The following is a 16,742-nucleotide window of genomic DNA, read 5'->3' as shown; positions in this document are numbered from 1 at the left end:
GGTACAGCCTGTACCTGAATCCGCTCAGGCATCCGGGCTGAACTTGTCGTCATGACGAACAACAACATGCTCACCGGCAAGGTCATCTTCATCACCGGCGCCAGCCGCGGCATCGGAGCCGCCGCGGCCACGCTGTTCGCCGCCGAGGGCGCCGCCGTCGTGCTCGCCGCCCGCAGCACCGACGCCCTCGACCGCATCGTCACCGAGATCCGCGCCGCAGGAGGCGTGGCCGACGCCGTCACCCTGGACCTCGCCGACCGCGCCAGCATCCGCGCGGCGGTCGATCGTGTCGACGAGCTGCACGGACGGCTCGACGGCGCCTTCAACAACGGCGCGGTGATCCAACAGCCCGGCCCCCTCGACACCACGAGCGACGACGACATCGACGAGCAGTTCGCGGTGAACTTCCGGGCGCACTGGACCGCCATGACCGCCGAGGCCGAGCTCATGCGGCGCAACGGTGGCGGGGCGATCGTCAACACCTCGAGCATCGGCAGCCGCCGCGCGAACCCCGCCCTGCCCGCCTACGGCGCCATGAAGCGCGCTCTCAACAGCATCACCGAGACCGCGGCCGTGACCTGGGCCGGCCAGGGCATCCGAGTCAACGGCATCACGCCCGGCGGCACCGCCACGGAGATGATCGACGCGTGGGAGGCGGCTACCCCCGGCATCGTCGAGCGCATCAACGCGGCGTCACCGCTCGGGCGCATGGCCGAGCCGCGCGAGGTGGCCGAGGTGGCGGCGTGGCTGCTCAGCGACCGCGCCTCGATGGTGACGGGCGCGATCGTGCCGGTCGACGGCGGCGCCGGAGCCTGAGTCAGGTGCCGAGCCGGACGCGCAGGCCGTCGATCCCGGTGAAGTGGTGGCCGTGCATCCCGACCAGCTCGGCGGCCCTGACGTTCTCCAGCTTGTCGTCGACGAACAGGATGTCGTCGTCGCCCAGCCGGTCGCGGCACCACTCGAACGCCTTGCGCTCCGGTTTCGCGGCGCCGATCCGGCACGAGAACCCGCGCACCTCGAACAGGTCCAGCCACGCGTGGGTGCGTTCGAAGTTCCGCGCGTGGTCCTCGGGGATGTTGGACAGCAACGCGATCCGCCGGCCCGCGTTGTGCAACTCGTGCAGGAGCGCGACCATCTCGTAGTCGATGCGGCTCCAGCTCTGGACGTCGTGCTGGATCTGCGGCGGGTGGCCGACTCGGTCCCAGTACTCCTCCGCCGTCACGTCGCCGCGGTCGTAGGCGGGGCGGTGCGCCCAGTAGGCATCCCAGAACTCCTGGGAGGTGCTCATCTTCGCCATCACCTCGGGCGACTGGTCGCGGGCGATCACGCCGAACATGTCGAAGAGCACGATCATGCCGACACCACCGTGACACCGGCTTCCGCGAGGCCTTCGTCGCCGTCCGCGTCGGTCACCACAGCGTCCAAAGAGGACGCCGGCGCGACGAACGCCAGCGCGGTGCGGGTCAGTTTCGAGGCGTCGACGGCGGCGATCACGCGCCGGGCCGAGGCGATGGCGGCACGTTTCACCGAGGCGTCCTCCAGGTCGAAAGCGGTGAGTCCCTGGGCAGCGGACAGTCCGCAGCAGCCGATCACGGCGGTGTCGAAGCGCAGGGCTTGCAGGGATGCCAGCGTCAGCGGTCCGGTCAGCGCGAGCTCACCAGGACGTGGCCGGCCACCGGGCACGAGCAAGGTCAAGGTCGTGCTGCCGGAGAGCGCGTTGACCGCGTGCAACGAGAGAGGCATGACGGTGAGGCGGCGGTCGTGCAGCAGCCGGGCGACCTCCAGGCAGGTGGTGCCGCTGTCGAGCACGACCGACTCGCCGTCCGCGATCAGGCCCGCGATCTTGGTGGCGATGCGGCGCTTGGCTTCCAGGTTCTCGTCCGAGCGCAGTGCGAACGGGGGTTCCTCGCCGCGCAGGATGAGGCTGCGGGCACCGCCCCGATAGCGTTCGAGGACGCCCTGAGCTGCGAGGACCTCCAGGTCGCGACGGATGGTCATCTCGGAGGCGCCGGTCAGCGCGGCCAGGTCGGCCACGCCGAGGGAGCCCGCGTCGCGGACAGCCTCGGTGATCTGCTTCAAACGGGACACGGTGAGCATTGAACACGAGTGATGTGCGAAACTCAATCTTTCGAACATCTCGAGTGTTCGTTAGCGTGCTCGATGTGAACGCTCTCAAGGCCGCGCGGGTGGCCACCTTCACGTACTTCGTGCTCAACGGGTTCCTGCTCGGGCTGTGGCTCGTGCACATCCCGACGATCGAACAGCGCACCGGGATCGACCACGCCGAGCTCGGCCGGTTGTTGCTGCTGCTCGGGCTGGGCGCGTTCGTGGGCATGCGGATCGGCGGCAAGGTCGCCGACCGGATGGGCGTGAAGCTGATCCTGCCGATCGCGGGTGTGTTCTGCAGTCTCACGGCCGTGCTGCCTGGTCTGGCCGTCGGACAGTGGACGCTCGGTGCGGCGCTGCTCATCTTCGGCATCGGCAATGGGCTGATAGACGTCGCCATGAACGCGCACGCCGTAGTGGTGGAGCGGCACTACAAGCGTCCGGTGATGTCGGCCTTCCACGCGACGTGGTCGCTCGGTGGTGTGGCGGCAGCGTTGACCGGTGCGCGCACACTCAGCTGGGATCTCTCCCCCGCCGTGACGCTCGGTCTGGCCGCAGCGCTCGGTGTCGTCGTCAGCCTCGTCACGGCTCGTGCGCTGCTCAACGAGAAGGAAGAGCACCACGTCCAGGTCGTTGGCAAGCGCAAGGTGCCGCGCCGCATCTGGATCATGGCGGCGCTCGCGGGTCTGATCATGCTGAGCGAGGGCTCGGCGAACGACTGGAGCGTGCTGCACCTGCAGGACGTTCTCGGCGCCGCGCCGGAGGTCGCAGCGTTGGCCTACGGCGCGTTCGCGACGACGATGACCGGCGGACGGCTGCTCGCGGACCGGATCACCGCGCGGGTCGGCCCGGTGGCGGTGCTGCGCTGGGGCTCCGCGATCGGCGCGGCGGGCATCGCGACGGCGGCGCTGTCACCGTGGATCTGGCTGGCACTGGTCGGCTGGGCGATCGCCGGGGCCGGTCTCGCGGGCACGGTGCCGCAGCTGTTCAGCGCCGCCGGCCACGAGGAAGCCGGTGCTGCCGCGGCGAACATGTCGCGCGTGGTGGGCATCGGGTACATCGGCGTGCTGGCCGGACCTGCCGTGATCGGATGGCTGACGCACCTCATGCCGCTCAACGTCGCGTTCCTGCTGCCGGTGGCGTTCTGCGTGATCGCGGCCTTGTCGGCGGGGGTGCTGAGGAACGAGCCGGTGGAGGAACGCGTGGCGGCGTGAAGCTCGGCGGGGGTGTTGCGGGCCGAGTCGAGCCATGTCGGCGTAAGACTGTGCGGCATGGACCTCACCACCGCTCACCTGGCCGACGCGTGCATCCGGCTCGGCATCCCGGTCCGCACGGCCACCCTGACTCCGGTCGTGCCCGGCACCAGGACCTCCGGCCGCGTCCTGCCCGCCCGGCACGCGGGCAGCGTCGACATCTTCCTCGAAGCCCTCGAACGATCCCAGCCCGGCGATGTGCTGGTCGTGGACAACGACGGCCGCACCGACGAGTCCTGCGTGGGCGACCTGATCGTGCTCGAAGCGCAGGCCGCCGGGCTGGCCGGGGTCGTGATCTGGGGCCTGCACCGCGACACCCAGGACATCCGCGCGATCGGGCTGCCGGTGTTCAGCCTCGGCACCAACCCGACCGGTCCGTTGTCGCTGCGCGACCGTGCGCCCGAGGCTCTCTCGACGGCGGAGGTCGGCCAGTGGACCGTCACGTCCGACGACGTCGTGTTCGGCGACGACGACGGCGTGCTGTTCGTGCCTGCTGCGTCTGTGGAGGCGGTGCTGGAGAAGGCGGCGGGGATTCGCGACGTTGAACGCGCGCAGGCCGAGCGGGTCAGGCAGGGTGAGTCCCTGCGCAGTCAGCTCAGGTTCAGCGAATACCTGGCGAGCGGGCTGACGTTCCGCGAGCATCTGCGCAAGATCGGCGGCGCCGTCGAGGAGTGAGGCCATGATCCCCGAAACATCGATTTTGGCGAGGTATCGGGCGCGTGCTGCGGCGTTCGAGGCGAAAGTCGCCGCGGTGCGTGCGGACCAGTGGGACAACCCGTCGCCGTGCGCCAAGTGGACCGCGCGTGGGGTGGTGGACCACGTCATCGACATGCACGGCGTGATGCTCGGCGTTGCGATCCCACGCACCGACGACGTGCTCGCCGACTTCCGCGAGGCACGTCGCCAGGTCGAGGAAGCCCTGGGTTCGGAGCGCGCAAAAGCTGAGGTCTCAACGCCCGGTGGCCCCATGACGTTGGAAGACCACATCGACCAGGTGGTGAGCGACGACCTCGTGCTGCACGGCTGGGACCTCGCTCGCGCCACCGGCCAGGACGAGACCATCCCCGCGGCCGACGTGGAACGGCTCTGGGCGACCGCGCAGTCCGTGCCGCCTGACCTGATGGAACGCTTCCGCACGCCCGGCGCGTTCGGTCCCGGCATCGAGGTCTACGGCGCCGAAGTCCCGGTGCCCGACGACGCGCCGCTGCAGGACCGGCTGCTCGGGTATGTGGGCCGGGACCCCGTGTCGAAAAACTTCTGAGCACTTCGACGGCTCCGTGCAAGGCAGTTCGTCGAGAAGGAGTACGGGCCATGGACTGGACCCTGGAAGTCATCGTCGTGCCGGTATCGGACCTGGACCGGTCCAAGCGCTTCTACGAGGAGCAGCTCGGCTTCAAGGTCGACCACGACACGACCTTCAACGAGGACACCCGCATCATGCAGCTCACCCCGCCCGGCTCCGGCTGTTCGATCGTGCTGGGCAAGGGCATCGTGAAGGGCGAGCCCGGCACGTTGAAGGGCGTGCAGCTGGTGGTGTCGGACCTCGAAAAGGCCCGCGCCCAACTGATCGAGCGCGGCGTCGAGGTGGGCGAGATCGTGCGCATGAACGAAATGGACGGCGGGTCGTTCATCTTCTTCGACGACCCGGACGGCAACAGCTGGGCCGTGCAGGAGATCAAGGCCCGCGCAACTGGTGGGGAGTGGAAGAAGTGAAGTACATGCTGGTGACCTTCGGCGGCAACCAGGAGGACTGGGAGGGCGTCGCCGCGTGGTCGGACGAGGACCTGCACCGCATGGTCGACTACATGGGCGCGCTGAACGCCGAGCTGGAGGCCAACGGTGAGCTGCTGCAGGCCGAGGGCCTGAGCGGCCCGGCGCGCGCGTTCGTGGTGCGCGGTGGCGACGACGGCAAGCCGATCGTGGTCGACGGGCCGTTCGCGGAGTCCAAGGAGGTCATCGCCGGGTATTGGGTGGTCGACGTGGACAGCCACGAACGCGTGGTGGAGATCGCGCGGCGGGCGTCGGCGTGTCCCGGGCCCGGCGGGAAGATCCTGAACGCGCCGATCGAGGTGCACCCGATCATGGGGCCGCCTACCGAGGACCCGGAGACCTTCGCGCCGTACAAGAAGTAGCAGTGAGGGGCCGGCAGAACCCGGCCCCTCACCACGCATCACTTCAGGTCGTACGCACGGATGATGGTCTGCTGAACCTCACCACCCGCATCCGCCGCCCGAGCCTTGAACGACACGTTCTTGGCCCCGTGCGGGTGCACCAACGTGACCTGCCACCCGCCGCGCGTCTTGCGCAACGGCACCGGCTTCCACGTCTTGCCCTCGTCGAACGACACCTGCACGGCCGGCGCCTTGATGTCGGTCACGACACCGGTTCCGTTGCGCTCCACCGTGATCGGCACGGTGACCACGCGGCCGGCCCGGTTGTGGTCGTCGAGCTGCGGGGTGAACCGGACCGCGAGGAGCGGCACCGGCTTGTAGTCCTCGCCCGGGACGAACTCGGACGTGAACTGCCAGTCGGCGGTGATCTGCGACGACTGGCCGGCGCGGGTCGCCTCGACGTGTGCCTGGTAGCGCTTCTTCTCCGCCGGCACGTTCGGGACGTACGCCGAACCCGCGTAGTTGCCCTCGTAGAGCACCTTGCCGTCCGACGAAACCACGGTCTTGCCGGTGTGCTCGCTGCCGCCGAACATGCCCTGGGCGCCGAAGATCGGCATGTCCATGCGCAGCAGGTTGCCGACGCGGCCCGCGAACCGCACGTAGCGCGGGTCATGAGGCGCGCCGGGGCCGTAGACGGCGCTGTTCCAGTGCTCGGTCACGGGGCGGCCGAGCTTGAACACGCGCGGTGCGGCCGAGTACTGGTAGCCGTGGCCGGGGTACTCGCCGAGCTTCGCGAACTCGGTGAGCGAGCCGGGCCAGTCGACGTCGGGCGTGTAGAACTCCTTGAGCCGCAACGGCAGCGGGCCGGAAGCGCCGCTGTCACGCTGGCCGATCGAGCCCGGCACGCGGAGGTGCGTGACGGAGTTGACCTGCGCGAGCTCGCGGTCGGACACCGTGCGCTGGACGTTGGCCGGCACGCGGGTCTTCTCGGCGATCCGCACGTGGTACTGGTACGGGCTGCCCTCGAAGTTGCCGGTGCCGTCCGGGCGGGCCAGGACGCTCTGCGCGTGGAAGGTGAACTTCGGCCAGGACGACTTGGACGGGCGCACCGAGATGCTCTCGAAGTCGCGCAGGATCCAGGTCGTGCCGGTGAGACCCCAGTTGGTCTCCATCGCGAAGGCCAGCTCGGACGCGGCCGGCGCGGCCTCCTTCTGGTCGACCGTGATGCCCGGCTTGTTGCCCTGGCGGCCGTCGATCACGAGGTCGGTGTCGGCCGTGACGCTGAACGCCGGCTCGATCGCCGCCATGGTGTGGCCGCGCTTCATCGGATCGGCGTTGGGCGTGTAGACCGACGAGTCGAAGAAGTACTCGCCCTTGGGCAGGCGCTGGACGAGCGTCGTGGCCGGGTCGGTGCGGAAGTACGCCTTCGGCTGGTCGATGCTGACGAACCGGTAGGTGTAGCTCGGCGCCGGCTGGCCGTTCTGGTCGACGAACGAGAGCTTCACGTTGTAGCTCTCGACTTCCTTCTCCACGCCGATCGGCACCCGGACGCCGTCGGACGACAGCACCACGGCGCCGTAGATCGCGTCCGGCACGGCGGCGCGGGTGTCGGCGGTGACCACGGCGTCCGCGGAACCGCCCGCGGGGATCGTCAGCTTCGCCGGCGACACGCTGAAGAGCCCAGCAGCAGCGGGCTTCACCTCGGCCACGCTCAGGTCAAGAGTCACGTCGGACGAACCGGAGTTGCGGTAGGTCAGCTTCTGCGTGATGGGCTTGTCGTCGTCGTGCGGCCACAACGCGGTGCCCATCGAGAAGCTGCCGGCCGACGTCGTCACCGGAGCGGACGCGGCGCGGCCCACGTCGAGACGGCCGGCCCCCTGCTCGTAGATGCTCAACGACGGGTTGGGCTTGGCGGTGTTCATCAGCGCCGCCTTGATGTCCTCCGCCTTCCACGCCGGGTGCTGCGCGGCGAGGATCGCGGCCGCACCGGCCACGTGCGGCGTGGCCATCGACGTGCCGGACAACGACACGTGCCCGTCACCCACGGGCGTGCCGATCTGGCCGTTCTTGGCCTTGGCCGCCACGATGTCGACGCCCGGCGCGGTGATGTCGGGCTTGACCGCGTTGTTCGTCCAGCGCGGGCCGCGCGAGGAGAACTCGGCGAGCTTGTCGTCGCGGTCGACGGCGCCGACGGTGAGGGCTGCGTCGGCGGCGGCGGGCGAACCGATCGGGCCACCGGAGTTGCCGGCGGCGACGACGAACAACGCGCCGGTCTGCGCCGTGATCCGGTTGAGCGCCTGCGACATCGGGTCGGTGCCCTCGTCGGGCCACGAGCTGCCGAGGCTCATGTTGATGATCTTGGCCTTGGTGGCGGCCCACTCCATGCCGGCGATGATGTCGCTCTCGCGGCCGCCGCCGTGGTCGCCGAGCACCTTGCCGTTGACGAGCTTCGCGTCGGGCGCGATGCCCTTGTACTTGCCGTCACCGGTGACCGTCGAGGCGACGTGCGTACCGTGGCCGAGGCGGTCGTCGGTGGAGTCGCTGTCGCTGAAGTTCTTCGACTCGACGACCGCACCCGCGAGGTCCGGGTGCGTCTCGTCGACGCCCGTGTCGAGGATCGCGACCGTGACGTCCTTGCCGGTGAAGCCCCTCTCCCACGCCTGGGGCGCGCCGACCTGCGCGGCGCTGCGGTCCAGCGACGCGGTGACCACGCCGTCGAGCCAGATCTTGCCGGTGCCCGCCGCGCGAGCCCCGGACCAGAACCCGGCGTTCTTCTCGACCTGCACGGCGTGTGCGTTGATGCTCGGCAACGACTCGGCGTTCGCCGCGCTGATCCCCTGCCCCTGCACGATCAGCGGAATGGTCTTGCTGGACGCGTCGTCGTAGCCGGACCTGGCGAGCAGCGAGACGTCGAACAGCCGCTCGTCCAGCTCACCGGAGTTGAGCCGGGCCTGGGCGTCCGCGGGCACGACGTGCAGGTCGCCGCGCGGGTCCGTGTACGACCGGAACCCGACGTGCTCCCTGCCCTTGGCGCCGCGGACCTGGACCTTGCCGTTGGTGACGACGACCTCGTCACCGGTGACGAGCGTGACCTTGGTGGTCAGCCCGTCGGCACGCACCTGTTGTTCCTGCGGTGCCGCTGGTGCTGCTGAAACAGGAACGGCTGCCGTGGCGGCAACCACGACAGCCGTCAGTCCTGCGGCGAGATGTGATCTTTTCAACGCGAACTCCCCTGGTTCACTGTGGAGGCGTACTAGCCCTCAGTGACTAAGACCCTTCGCAGGGTGTTCGCGTTGCGGCGTGGATCACATCACAGATTCACAGAATTGGCCGCTCACGTGATCGGGGTGTTCGCCAGCGACACGACAGTCCCGATCACCAGGGCTGTCGCAACGGCCGGCATGAACCAGTGCGGTCGCACCCGAGCGCGCCACAACGTCCAGATGGCGACGAGCGCGAGCAGGATTCCGAACACGATGCTGCCGAGGTGGCCGATGTCGGTCAGCGGCCGCGCTTCCGCACACACGGGCGGGCAGTAGACGATCGGGAAGCCGTTGGTCAGCGCCGCCCAGCCGGCGCCGAGGATCCCGGCGCTGGCGACACCGCTGCCGTGGCCCTGGGCTCCCGCCATGAAGGACACCGCCCACCAGATCTGGATGAGTGCGACGCCGACGAGGGTGGTCGCCTCGGTCAGACTCAGCGTTCCGCGCAGGTCGAACAAACCGACGCCGAAGTCGATGACGATGTGCAGCACGCTGACGAACATCGTCACCAGGCCGAGCCAGAGCCAGACCGGCATCCGCCAGTCGCGGCCGGACCACGCGAACCGCTCGTTCTCCACCCACCCACTATCGGGGTGTCAAGGGCGAACCGCCCGTTCAACGGCCGCCTCGACGTGCAGGCGGGTCGTCGGGAACACCGGCAGCGGCACGTCAGCCTGGGTGATCAGCAGCTCGATCTCCGTGCAGCCGAGGATGATCCCCTCCGCGCCGTCGAACCGCGCGATCACGTCCTGGTAGGCCCGCCGGGACTCCTCGCGGACGATGCCCACGCACAGCTCGTCGTAGATGATCCGGTGCACAGTCGCGCGATCTTCAGGAGAAGGCAGCAGGACGCGCAGCCCGTGTGACTCCAGCCGTTCGCGGTAGAACGGCTGGTCCATGGTGAACCCGGTGCCGAGCAACCCGACCGTGGTCAGCCCCGCGTTCTTGATGGCCTGAGCCGTCGTGTCGCCGAGGTGGATCATCGGGATGTCGACGGCGGCCTGCACCTGGTCGAACACCTTGTGCATGGTGTTGGTGCACAGCAACAGGAAGTCCGCGCCGCCGGCCTGCACCTCCGCGGCCGCCGCCGCGAGCGCCTTGCCCGCGTCCTCCCAGCGGCCCTCGACCTGCATGCGTTCGATCTCGGCGAAGTCCACGGAGTGCAGCAGCACCTTCGCCGAGTGCAGGCCGCCGAGGCGTTCGCGCACCAGCACGTTCGCGAGGCGGTAGTACTCCGCGCTGCTCTCCCAGCTCATCCCGCCGAGCATCCCGATGGTCAGCATGGGCTCCAGTCAAGCACTCCAGTGCGGGTGGCGGCCGGTCCTGGCGAGCAGCGCCTCCAGGGCGTCGGCGGTCGGCACGTCGACGGGCGGGCCGAACACCTTCTCCTGCTGCGCCATCGGTCCCATCTGCTCGACGAACGCGTCGAGCGCGTCGAGCACCTCGGGGTCGGCGGAGTAGCTCTGGCCGGTCGCCCGCGCGAGGTCCCACACGTGCACGGTCAGGTCGAGCAACGCCATCGACCCCACCACGGTGGACGGCAGGTTCATCTGGCCCGCGATGCCCTCGTCGGCGCCGGGCCGGCTCCACGCCTCGACCAGTTTCGCGGTCTCGGCCGGGTATTGGGCGCGCCAGTCCGGATAGGACGGTGTGTGGCTGAAGTCCGCGTCCTGCTTGGCCGCGAGCTTCTGGAACTCCACGACGACGTGCAGCAGGTGGTCGAGCAGGGCGCGGACGTCGTAGTCGGCGCACGGGGTGGGCTTGGTCAGGTCGTCGTCGCTGATGTTCGCGATGACGGGCAACGCGTGGTCGCGGGCTCGGTCGAGCAGAACGCTGAGCTTCATGAACGTGACGCTATGGGCCGCGTGGTTCGGCGTTCTTGAAGAAACGCGCCAACCTAGGATTGCCGCTGTGCCAGGGCCGCGGCGGGACACTCGGGGGATCGTGGACGCGCGCGAGCTGTTCGCCCGCGTGCGGTTCCGGCGGCGGCTGCCGTGCGCGGAGTTGCAGCCGTACCTGGAGCATTACTGGCTGATCGACGGCCAGTTGGACGAGCCCTACACCTCGCACGTCGTGCCGCATCCGTCCGTGAACATCGTCTTCGAACACGGGTACGCGCACCCGGAGATCGCCGGGGTGGGGCTCGGGTTGTTCAGCCGGGTGCTGCACGGGCAGATTCGCGTTGCGGGCGTGCAGTTCCGGCCCGGCGGGTTCCGGCCGTTCCGCGGCGAGCCCGTGTCGGAGTGGACCGGGCGGCACGTGCTGCTCACCGACGTCTCGTCGTCGCTGGTGCTGGACGTGGAGGACGAGGACGACCGGGTGGCCGCGCTCGACCGGTTCCTGCTGGGCATGGAACCGGTGGCTGATCCGCAGGCGACGCTCGCGATGGACCTGGTGCAGCGGATCCGCGAGAACCGGGAGATCCGCAAGGTTTCCGGCTTCGCGCGGGCCGAGGGCGTGTCGGTGCGGACGATGCAGCGGCTGTTCGCGGACTACGTCGGGGTGAGCCCGAAGTGGGTCATCCTGCGGTATCGCATCCACGAGGCGTTGGAACGCGCCGAGTCGGAGGTGGAGTGGTCACGGCTGGCCGCTGACCTCGGTTACAGCGACCAAGCCCACCTGGTGCGGGACTTCACCCAGACCGTCGGTGTTTCCCCCACGGCCTATGCGCGGGCACTCAGCTGAAGTACTCGCACAGCTCGATGAGGATTCCCTCGGGACCACGGACGTAGCAGGTCTTCAGGATGTTCTCGTAGGTCTCGACGTTCCGGACCAGCCCGGCGCCGTGCGGCCGGAGGCGGGCAAGTGTGGCGTCGAGGTCGTCCACGACGAACGCGATGTGCCGCAGGCCGAGGGCGTTGATGGGGCCGTCGGAGCTGCCGTCGATCGCGTCCGGCGCCTGGAACTCGCTGAACTCGATCCGGTACCGGTCGTCCGGGGTGCGCAGCATCGCGATGTCGCTGCGGGAGCCGTCGAGTCCGATGACGCCGTCGACGAACTCGCCCTCCATGTGCGCCTTGCCCTCCAGCTCCATGCCGAGCGCCTCGAAGAACGCGACGGAGGCCGCGAGGTCGGTGACGGTGATGCCGACGTGGTGCATGCTCTTGATGGTCATGTCCTGGGGACGGAGCCGCGGTCAGGTCCTCGACATCCGAAGTGGTCCAACTTAGTGAGCGGTTTTTGGCTCTGCTTTCTGGACCGCTTTGACGGCAGAGTCGTCCGCATGAGCCTCGCCTTCCTGATCACGACGTTGATCGCGGTCGCCACCCCCGGCACCGGTGTGCTGTACACGTTGTCGGCCGGTCTCGCGCACGGACGCCGGGCGAGCGTGATCGCCGCGTTCGGCTGCACGCTCGGGATGGTGCCGCACGTGCTGGCCACCGTCACCGGCCTGGCGGCGCTGTTGCACGCGAGCGCGCTGGCGTTCGAGATCGTGAAGTACCTGGGTGTCGTGTATCTGGTGTACCTGGCGTGGATCACGTGGCGGGACCGGAGCGAGCTCGTCGTCGACGCTGCGGCCGCGCCCGCCTCCACGCGGAAGATCGTGGTGTCGGCGGTGCTGATCAACCTGCTCAACCCGAAGCTCACGATCTTCTTCGTCGCGTTCCTGCCGCAGTTCGCGACCGGGTTCGGCCAGATGGTGACGCTGAGCGCGGTGGCCATGGCGGTGACCTTCGTGGTCTTCGTCGTGTACGGGGTGTTCGCGGCGTCGATGCGCGACCGGGTGCTGGCCCGGCCCCGCGTGATGATGTGGCTGCGCCGGTTCTTCGCGGCCTCGTTCGCCGCGCTGGGCGTGAAACTCGCGCTGACCTGAAGCCTGCGGGCTACATCGTGACGGCCGATCCGGAGGGAAACGAGTTCTGCCGGGTCTGAACGACGGGGAACTTCACGCCGGTGAGGTCTTCGGAGACGGCCCACAGCCGCTGTTGGACGGCTGCCTCGTACGACTGGGGGCTGGAGGTGACCAGCCGGGGGTGGCCCTTGATCTCGTTGCGTCCGCCGGGACCGTAGTACTGGCCGCCGAGCGCGGCGGGGTCGGTGGCGGCGCGCAGGGTGGGCAGGGCCCCCATGGCCGGCGTCTGGGTGATCAGCGGCGCGAGCCAGGTGATCGGAAGCCGGAGGGCTGCGGGGGTGTTGCGGGCGAGCTCGGTGTTGGACATGCCGGGGTGCGCGGCCACGGCGACGGTGGTGCCGTGCGTGGCGAGCCGGCGCTGCAGCTCATACGTGAACATCAGGTTGGCCAGCTTGGACTGACCATAAGCGGCGGCCCGGCTGTACGACCGCTCCCACTGCAGGTCGTCGAAGTGGATCGCGGCCCGGATCCGGTGGCCGGAGCTGCTGACCGTCACCACGCGCGAGCCGGGCACCGGCAGCATCAGGTCGAGCAGCAGCCCGGTGAGCGCGAAGTGGCCGAGGTGGTTGGTGCCGAACTGCATTTCGAAGCCGTCGGCGGTGGTCTGCTTCGGGGTGTACATCACGCCGGCGTTGTTGATCAGCAGGTCGATCCGGTCGAGCCGGGACCGCAGCGCCGCCGCCGCGGTCCGCACGGAGTCGAGCGAGGTCAGGTCCAGCGCCTGCACGGTCACGTCGCCGGTCATGCGGGCCGCGGCCTGCTCGCCCTTCTCGACGTTGCGCACGGCGAGCACCACGGACGCCCCGCGCTCGGCGAGCGCCTTGGCGGTCTCGTAGCCCAGTCCGGTGTTGGCCCCGGTCACCACGGCCACCCGCCCGCGCTGGTCCGGAATGTTCGCTGTCGTCCACTTCTCGCCCACGTCAGGCTCCCAGCTAGATAACGTACCGAAGGTATCTTGTCGTCGACGTTAAAGTACCTTCGGTATGTTGTCAACATACCGGCGGTACCTAATCTAGGCTGGCGAGGTGACTTTCCAGCGGGCGCGAACTGACGAGCAGCGGGAGATCCGCCGACGGGCGATCCTCGACGTGGCGTCGGCGATGCTCGACGAGATGCCTGTGGCCGCGGTCACCCTGAACGAGCTCAGCCGCCGGGTAGGCCTGGCGAAGCCGAACGTGTTGCGCTACTTCGAGTCTCGCGAGGCGGTGTTGCTGGAGCTGCTCGACCGCTTTCTGCGGGAGTGGCTGACGGAGCTGACAGGGGAGTTGGCCGCCGGCGTCGACGAAGCTCTCCCCATGCCCGAGCGAGCGGCAGCGGTGGCCGAGATCCTCGGTCGCTCGCTGTCCGGCCGAATGGTGCTGTGCGAGCTCTTCGGCGCACAGGGCAGCGTCCTGGAACACAACGTCTCCGTCGAGGTCGTAACACGCTACAAGCGCGCTTCCCTGGAACGCCTGACGACCATGACCGCCCTGATCCGGAAGTACCTGCCGGAGCTGGGTGAGAACGCAACACTGTTCAGCCTGCAGACCATGGTCATGGCCGGCGCGCTGTCGGCGTTCAGCACGCCCCCGCCCAGCCTGCAGGCGGCTTACGAGGCCGAGCCCGACCTGGCCCGCTTCCACTTGGATCTGAAGGACTACCTGCAGCAGGCCTTGACCGCGACCCTCCTGGGCATGCTCCCCCGCTGACCAGCGTCTTTTGGGTGTCCTGGGCAGGGACGTCGCTGCGCTGGGCGTGAAGCTCGCGCTGACCTAAATCGGTGGACGCCGGACCCGCCGTACTTCTAGGGTTCCGGCGACCGTGACTCGACGCCCGGAGGTGAGACCCATGAACGCTGTTGCGATGTTGGGTGCTCCCCTCGTCGTCACGGTCGGGCGACTGACGTAGGGGTTGCCGGGAGCGCCTTGACCAAGGCTCTCCGAGAGGTGACCACCATGAACACTTTGCGTTTCACCGCGGGCGATCCCGCGGTGGAGATCACCCAGATCACGCCGCGGCTGTGGCACGCGCTGGACGACGACCGCGTGACCGGCCGCGGCGAGGCCATCACCCGTCCCGACGGGCGGATCTTCCTCAGCGTCGACGCCTGGCACCGCTCCGTCTTCGACCAGCTCGCCCGCGCGATGCTGGCCGCGCTGCCGGATCCGCTGCACACGGTCGTCGACGAATCCGACCAGGAACTGCTGGCCGGCTGGCAACGTGCGGGACTGACGATCCGGCGGCGCGAGTGGGAGTACGCCGTGCCCACCCGGCCGGCTCTTCCGGCGCCGGGCCTCACGATCGGGCCTGCCGAGGACGGCCCGCTGCGGGAGCTGGAGCGCGTCGTCCGCGCCCAGATCGAGGAAACCGTTGGCTGGCAGGAGATGCCGGCCGAGGTGATGGTCCGGCCGGACGGCGACACGTCGATGTACACCGTGGCCGTCGAGAACGGCGAGTACGTCGGCCTGGTGCGGGTGACGCAGCTGACGCGCCTGCCCCGGATCGGGCTGATCGCCGTCCGCGCGGACCGGCAACGTCACGGCATCGCGCGCGCGTTGCTGACCCACGCGCTCGGCGCGCTGCATCAGGCTGGGGTTGGCACGGCAACGGCCGAGGTGAACGAGGCGAACGTAGCGGCGACCGCGTTGTTCGAGGGCATCGGCGCCCGGCGCACGGGCAGCACCGTGGAGCTGGTGCGCCATGGCCGGTAAGGGCGGTATCGAAGTGGAAGGCACCGTGGTCGAGTGCCTGCGTGACGCCAAGTTCACGGTCGAGCTGCCGAACGGGCACCGCGTGCTGGCCCACGTCAGCGGCAAGGTCAGGAAGAACTTCATCAAGGTCCTGCCGTACGACCGGGTCCTGGTGGAGCTGAGCCCGTACGACCTGAACCGGGGGCGGATCCTCTTCCGCTACCGCAGCTAGTTCCCGCAGGCCGCGGCGCGTTCGAGCAGCAGGGTCTTCTCGCGCTCGTTGCGGGTGAGCTTGGCGGCCTTCTCGAACTCGGCCTTCGCCTCCTCGGCGCGGCCGAGTTTGAGCAGGAAGTCACCGCGCACGCTGGGCAGCAGGTGATAGCCCTGCAACGCCTTCGCGCCGGAGATCTCGTCGACCAGCGCGAGGCCGGCCGCGGGCCCGAACGCCATCGACAACGCGACCGCGCGGTTGAGCTCGACGATCGGCGACGGCGAGATGCGCCCCAACACCTCGTAGAGCGTGGCGATGCGTTGCCAGTCGGTGTCCTCGGCCCGGCGGGCGCGGCCGTGACACGCGGCGAGGGCGGCCTGCACGTAGTAGGGGCCGGGCGGCTGGTTCAACGCCTCCGCACGTTCGAGCGCCTTCAGACCGCGTCCGATGAGCAGCCAGTCCCACTTGCCGCGGTCCTGCTCGAGCAGCAGCACGGGTTCACCGCCGGGCCCGGTGCGCGCCTTCGACCGCGACGCCTGGATCTCCATCAACGCGACGAGGCTGTGGACCTCGGCTTCCTTCGGCGCGAGCTCCGCGAGCACGCGCCCGAGCCGGAGGGCCTCCGCGCACAGTTCGGGACGCATCCAGTCGTCGCCCTGGGTGGCGGAGTAGCCCTCGTTGAAGATCAGGTAGATCACTTCGAGCACGCTGGCCAGCCGCGTCGCGAGCTCGGGCCCTTCCGGCACCTCGAACGGCACGCCGGCGTCGGACAGCGCCTTCTTGGCGCGCACGATGCGCTGGGCCACGGTCGAGTCGCTGACCAGGAACGCGCGGGCGATCTCCTCGGTCTTGAGACCGCCGAGCATCTTCAGCGTCAGCGCGACCCGCGCCTCGGTCCCGAGCACCGGGTGGCAGGCGGTGAAGATGAGGCTCAGCAGGTCGTCGCCGATCTCGTCGTCAACGCCCTCGCTGGCGTCCGGCGTGGCCTCCTGGACCTCGCGCCCGATCTCCTCGACCTTGCGGTTGAAGTTCTCCCGCCGCCGGATCTGGTCGATCGCCCGGCGCTTGGCCGTCGTCATGAGCCACGCGCCGGGGTTCTTCGGCACCCCCTCGGCCTGCCACTGCTCCAACGCCGCGACCAGCGCGTCCTGCGCCATCTCCTCGGCAAGGCCCACGTCGCGCGTGTACCGGGCGAGCGCGGCGATGACCTTCGCCGACTCCATCCGCCAAACCGCGTCGATGGTGCGGTGCACCGAGGTCGTAGCCCCCATGGAGG

At 69.2% G+C, this 16,742-nt stretch carries 20 protein-coding genes; 11 read left to right on the top strand and 9 right to left on the bottom strand.

The window, feature by feature from the left end; all coding sequences use genetic code 11:
• Positions 1-51: 51 nt before the first annotated feature.
• Positions 52-816, top strand: a complete 765-nt coding sequence (locus tag DI276_RS26760) for an SDR family NAD(P)-dependent oxidoreductase (protein WP_112268174.1) — start codon at positions 52-54, stop codon at positions 814-816.
• Between the two features lies 1 nt (position 817).
• Here DI276_RS26760 and DI276_RS26755 read toward each other — a convergent pair whose 3' ends face one another.
• Together DI276_RS26755 and DI276_RS26750 are read right to left on the bottom strand one after the other, a co-directional pair.
• On the bottom strand, positions 818-1,354 hold the full coding sequence (locus tag DI276_RS26755; RefSeq protein WP_112268172.1) for an HAD family hydrolase: 537 nt from the start codon (positions 1,352-1,354) through the stop codon (positions 818-820).
• Positions 1,351-2,097, bottom strand: coding sequence for a DeoR/GlpR family DNA-binding transcription regulator (locus DI276_RS26750; RefSeq protein ID WP_112268170.1), 747 nt, complete (start codon positions 2,095-2,097; stop codon positions 1,351-1,353). Before DI276_RS26750 ends, DI276_RS26755 begins: the two co-directional genes overlap by 4 nt.
• Before the next feature lie 65 nt (positions 2,098-2,162).
• Between DI276_RS26750 and DI276_RS26745 the strand changes: the two genes are divergently transcribed.
• The 5 genes from DI276_RS26745 to DI276_RS26725 are packed head-to-tail and all read left to right on the top strand — an operon-like array spanning position 2,163 to position 5,491.
• Entirely contained in the window at positions 2,163-3,320 is a 1,158-nt protein-coding gene (locus tag DI276_RS26745) for an MFS transporter (RefSeq protein WP_232836934.1), read from the top strand.
• A 57-nt stretch (positions 3,321-3,377) separates the two neighbouring features.
• Positions 3,378-4,034 (top strand): RraA family protein, encoded by a 657-nt coding sequence (locus tag DI276_RS26740; protein ID WP_112268166.1) that lies wholly within the window; start codon positions 3,378-3,380, stop codon positions 4,032-4,034.
• Between the two features lie 4 nt (positions 4,035-4,038).
• Entirely contained in the window at positions 4,039-4,620 is a 582-nt protein-coding gene (locus DI276_RS26735) for a TIGR03086 family metal-binding protein (RefSeq protein ID WP_112268164.1), read from the top strand.
• 50 nt (positions 4,621-4,670) lie between these two features.
• A complete protein-coding gene (locus DI276_RS26730; RefSeq protein ID WP_112268153.1) occupies positions 4,671-5,072 on the top strand; it encodes a VOC family protein in 402 nt (133 codons plus the stop codon).
• 5 nt (positions 5,073-5,077) lie between these two features.
• A complete protein-coding gene (locus tag DI276_RS26725; protein WP_198680929.1) occupies positions 5,078-5,491 on the top strand; it encodes a YciI family protein in 414 nt (137 codons plus the stop codon).
• A gap of 38 nt (positions 5,492-5,529) precedes the next feature.
• Here the strand turns inward: DI276_RS26725 and DI276_RS26720 are convergent, their stop codons facing one another.
• The 4 genes from DI276_RS26720 to DI276_RS26705 form a co-directional block, all read right to left on the bottom strand.
• The gene (locus tag DI276_RS26720) at positions 5,530-8,589 is read right to left on the bottom strand and encodes a S8 family serine peptidase (RefSeq protein ID WP_232836933.1); all 3,060 of its coding nucleotides are present in this window, start codon (positions 8,587-8,589) and stop codon (positions 5,530-5,532) included.
• Between the two features lie 215 nt (positions 8,590-8,804).
• Positions 8,805-9,311 (bottom strand): hypothetical protein, encoded by a 507-nt coding sequence (locus DI276_RS26715; RefSeq protein WP_112268147.1) that lies wholly within the window; start codon positions 9,309-9,311, stop codon positions 8,805-8,807.
• 18 nt (positions 9,312-9,329) lie between these two features.
• On the bottom strand, positions 9,330-10,016 hold the full coding sequence (locus DI276_RS26710) for an aspartate/glutamate racemase family protein (protein WP_112268145.1): 687 nt from the start codon (positions 10,014-10,016) through the stop codon (positions 9,330-9,332).
• 9 nt (positions 10,017-10,025) lie between these two features.
• Complete coding sequence (locus tag DI276_RS26705; RefSeq protein ID WP_112268143.1) at positions 10,026-10,577, bottom strand: TIGR03086 family metal-binding protein; 552 nt, start codon at positions 10,575-10,577, stop codon at positions 10,026-10,028.
• Between the two features lie 67 nt (positions 10,578-10,644).
• Here DI276_RS26705 and DI276_RS26700 point away from each other — a divergent pair, with 67 nt between their 5' ends.
• A complete protein-coding gene (locus DI276_RS26700; protein ID WP_112268141.1) occupies positions 10,645-11,418 on the top strand; it encodes a helix-turn-helix domain-containing protein in 774 nt (257 codons plus the stop codon).
• Here the strand turns inward: DI276_RS26700 and DI276_RS26695 are convergent.
• The gene (locus DI276_RS26695) at positions 11,411-11,848 is read right to left on the bottom strand and encodes a VOC family protein (RefSeq protein WP_112268138.1); all 438 of its coding nucleotides are present in this window, start codon (positions 11,846-11,848) and stop codon (positions 11,411-11,413) included. The two genes, DI276_RS26700 and DI276_RS26695, sit on opposite strands and share 8 nt — an antisense overlap.
• A gap of 108 nt (positions 11,849-11,956) precedes the next feature.
• Between DI276_RS26695 and DI276_RS26690 the strand changes: the two genes are divergently transcribed.
• The gene (locus DI276_RS26690; protein ID WP_112268136.1) at positions 11,957-12,547 is read left to right on the top strand and encodes a LysE family translocator; all 591 of its coding nucleotides are present in this window, start codon (positions 11,957-11,959) and stop codon (positions 12,545-12,547) included.
• Positions 12,548-12,557: 10 nt separating this feature from the next.
• Here DI276_RS26690 and DI276_RS26685 read toward each other — a convergent pair whose 3' ends face one another.
• Positions 12,558-13,505: an SDR family NAD(P)-dependent oxidoreductase gene (locus DI276_RS26685; protein WP_112268134.1), complete on the bottom strand. Its 948-nt coding sequence runs from the start codon at positions 13,503-13,505 to the stop codon at positions 12,558-12,560.
• Between the two features lie 106 nt (positions 13,506-13,611).
• Between DI276_RS26685 and DI276_RS26680 the strand changes: the two genes are divergently transcribed.
• The 3 genes from DI276_RS26680 (at position 13,612) to infA (ending at position 15,487) form a co-directional block, all read left to right on the top strand.
• A complete protein-coding gene (locus DI276_RS26680) occupies positions 13,612-14,274 on the top strand; it encodes a TetR/AcrR family transcriptional regulator (protein WP_112268132.1) in 663 nt (220 codons plus the stop codon).
• Between the two features lie 246 nt (positions 14,275-14,520).
• A complete protein-coding gene (locus tag DI276_RS26675; RefSeq protein WP_112268296.1) occupies positions 14,521-15,276 on the top strand; it encodes a GNAT family N-acetyltransferase in 756 nt (251 codons plus the stop codon).
• The gene (gene infA / locus DI276_RS26670) at positions 15,266-15,487 is read left to right on the top strand and encodes a translation initiation factor IF-1 (protein ID WP_112268130.1); all 222 of its coding nucleotides are present in this window, start codon (positions 15,266-15,268) and stop codon (positions 15,485-15,487) included. The genes DI276_RS26675 and infA overlap by 11 nt, the downstream gene beginning before the upstream one ends.
• Here infA and DI276_RS26665 read toward each other — a convergent pair.
• Entirely contained in the window at positions 15,484-16,737 is a 1,254-nt protein-coding gene (locus DI276_RS26665) for an RNA polymerase sigma factor (protein ID WP_112268128.1), read from the bottom strand. The two genes, infA and DI276_RS26665, sit on opposite strands and share 4 nt — an antisense overlap.
• Between the last annotated feature and the right edge of the window lie 5 nt (positions 16,738-16,742).

This window comes from Lentzea terrae (genome assembly GCF_003265345.1).
In the GTDB taxonomy this organism is placed as follows: Bacteria; Actinomycetota; Actinomycetes; order Mycobacteriales; family Pseudonocardiaceae; genus Lentzea; species Lentzea terrae.
This window is presented reverse-complemented; position numbering and strand designations above follow the sequence as displayed.

What these genes read in the sequence shown, in the direction of transcription:
- DI276_RS26760 (WP_112268174.1), top strand. Translation starts at nt 52, where the DNA reads ATGACGAACAACAACATGCTCACCGGCAAGGTCATCTTCATCACCGGC.
- DI276_RS26755 (WP_112268172.1), bottom strand. Translation starts at nt 1,354, where the DNA reads ATGATCGTGCTCTTCGACATGTTCGGCGTGATCGCCCGCGACCAGTCG.
- DI276_RS26750 (WP_112268170.1), bottom strand. Translation starts at nt 2,097, where the DNA reads ATGCTCACCGTGTCCCGTTTGAAGCAGATCACCGAGGCTGTCCGCGAC.
- DI276_RS26740 (WP_112268166.1), top strand. Translation starts at nt 3,378, where the DNA reads ATGGACCTCACCACCGCTCACCTGGCCGACGCGTGCATCCGGCTCGGC.
- DI276_RS26735 (WP_112268164.1), top strand. Translation starts at nt 4,039, where the DNA reads ATGATCCCCGAAACATCGATTTTGGCGAGGTATCGGGCGCGTGCTGCG.
- DI276_RS26730 (WP_112268153.1), top strand. Translation starts at nt 4,671, where the DNA reads ATGGACTGGACCCTGGAAGTCATCGTCGTGCCGGTATCGGACCTGGAC.
- DI276_RS26725 (WP_198680929.1), top strand. Translation starts at nt 5,078, where the DNA reads ATGCTGGTGACCTTCGGCGGCAACCAGGAGGACTGGGAGGGCGTCGCC.
- DI276_RS26710 (WP_112268145.1), bottom strand. Translation starts at nt 10,016, where the DNA reads ATGCTGACCATCGGGATGCTCGGCGGGATGAGCTGGGAGAGCAGCGCG.
- DI276_RS26705 (WP_112268143.1), bottom strand. Translation starts at nt 10,577, where the DNA reads ATGAAGCTCAGCGTTCTGCTCGACCGAGCCCGCGACCACGCGTTGCCC.
- DI276_RS26695 (WP_112268138.1), bottom strand. Translation starts at nt 11,848, where the DNA reads ATGACCATCAAGAGCATGCACCACGTCGGCATCACCGTCACCGACCTC.
- DI276_RS26690 (WP_112268136.1), top strand. Translation starts at nt 11,957, where the DNA reads ATGAGCCTCGCCTTCCTGATCACGACGTTGATCGCGGTCGCCACCCCC.
- DI276_RS26675 (WP_112268296.1), top strand. Translation starts at nt 14,521, where the DNA reads ATGAACACTTTGCGTTTCACCGCGGGCGATCCCGCGGTGGAGATCACC.
- infA (WP_112268130.1), top strand. Translation starts at nt 15,266, where the DNA reads ATGGCCGGTAAGGGCGGTATCGAAGTGGAAGGCACCGTGGTCGAGTGC.
- DI276_RS26665 (WP_112268128.1), bottom strand. Translation starts at nt 16,737, where the DNA reads ATGGGGGCTACGACCTCGGTGCACCGCACCATCGACGCGGTTTGGCGG.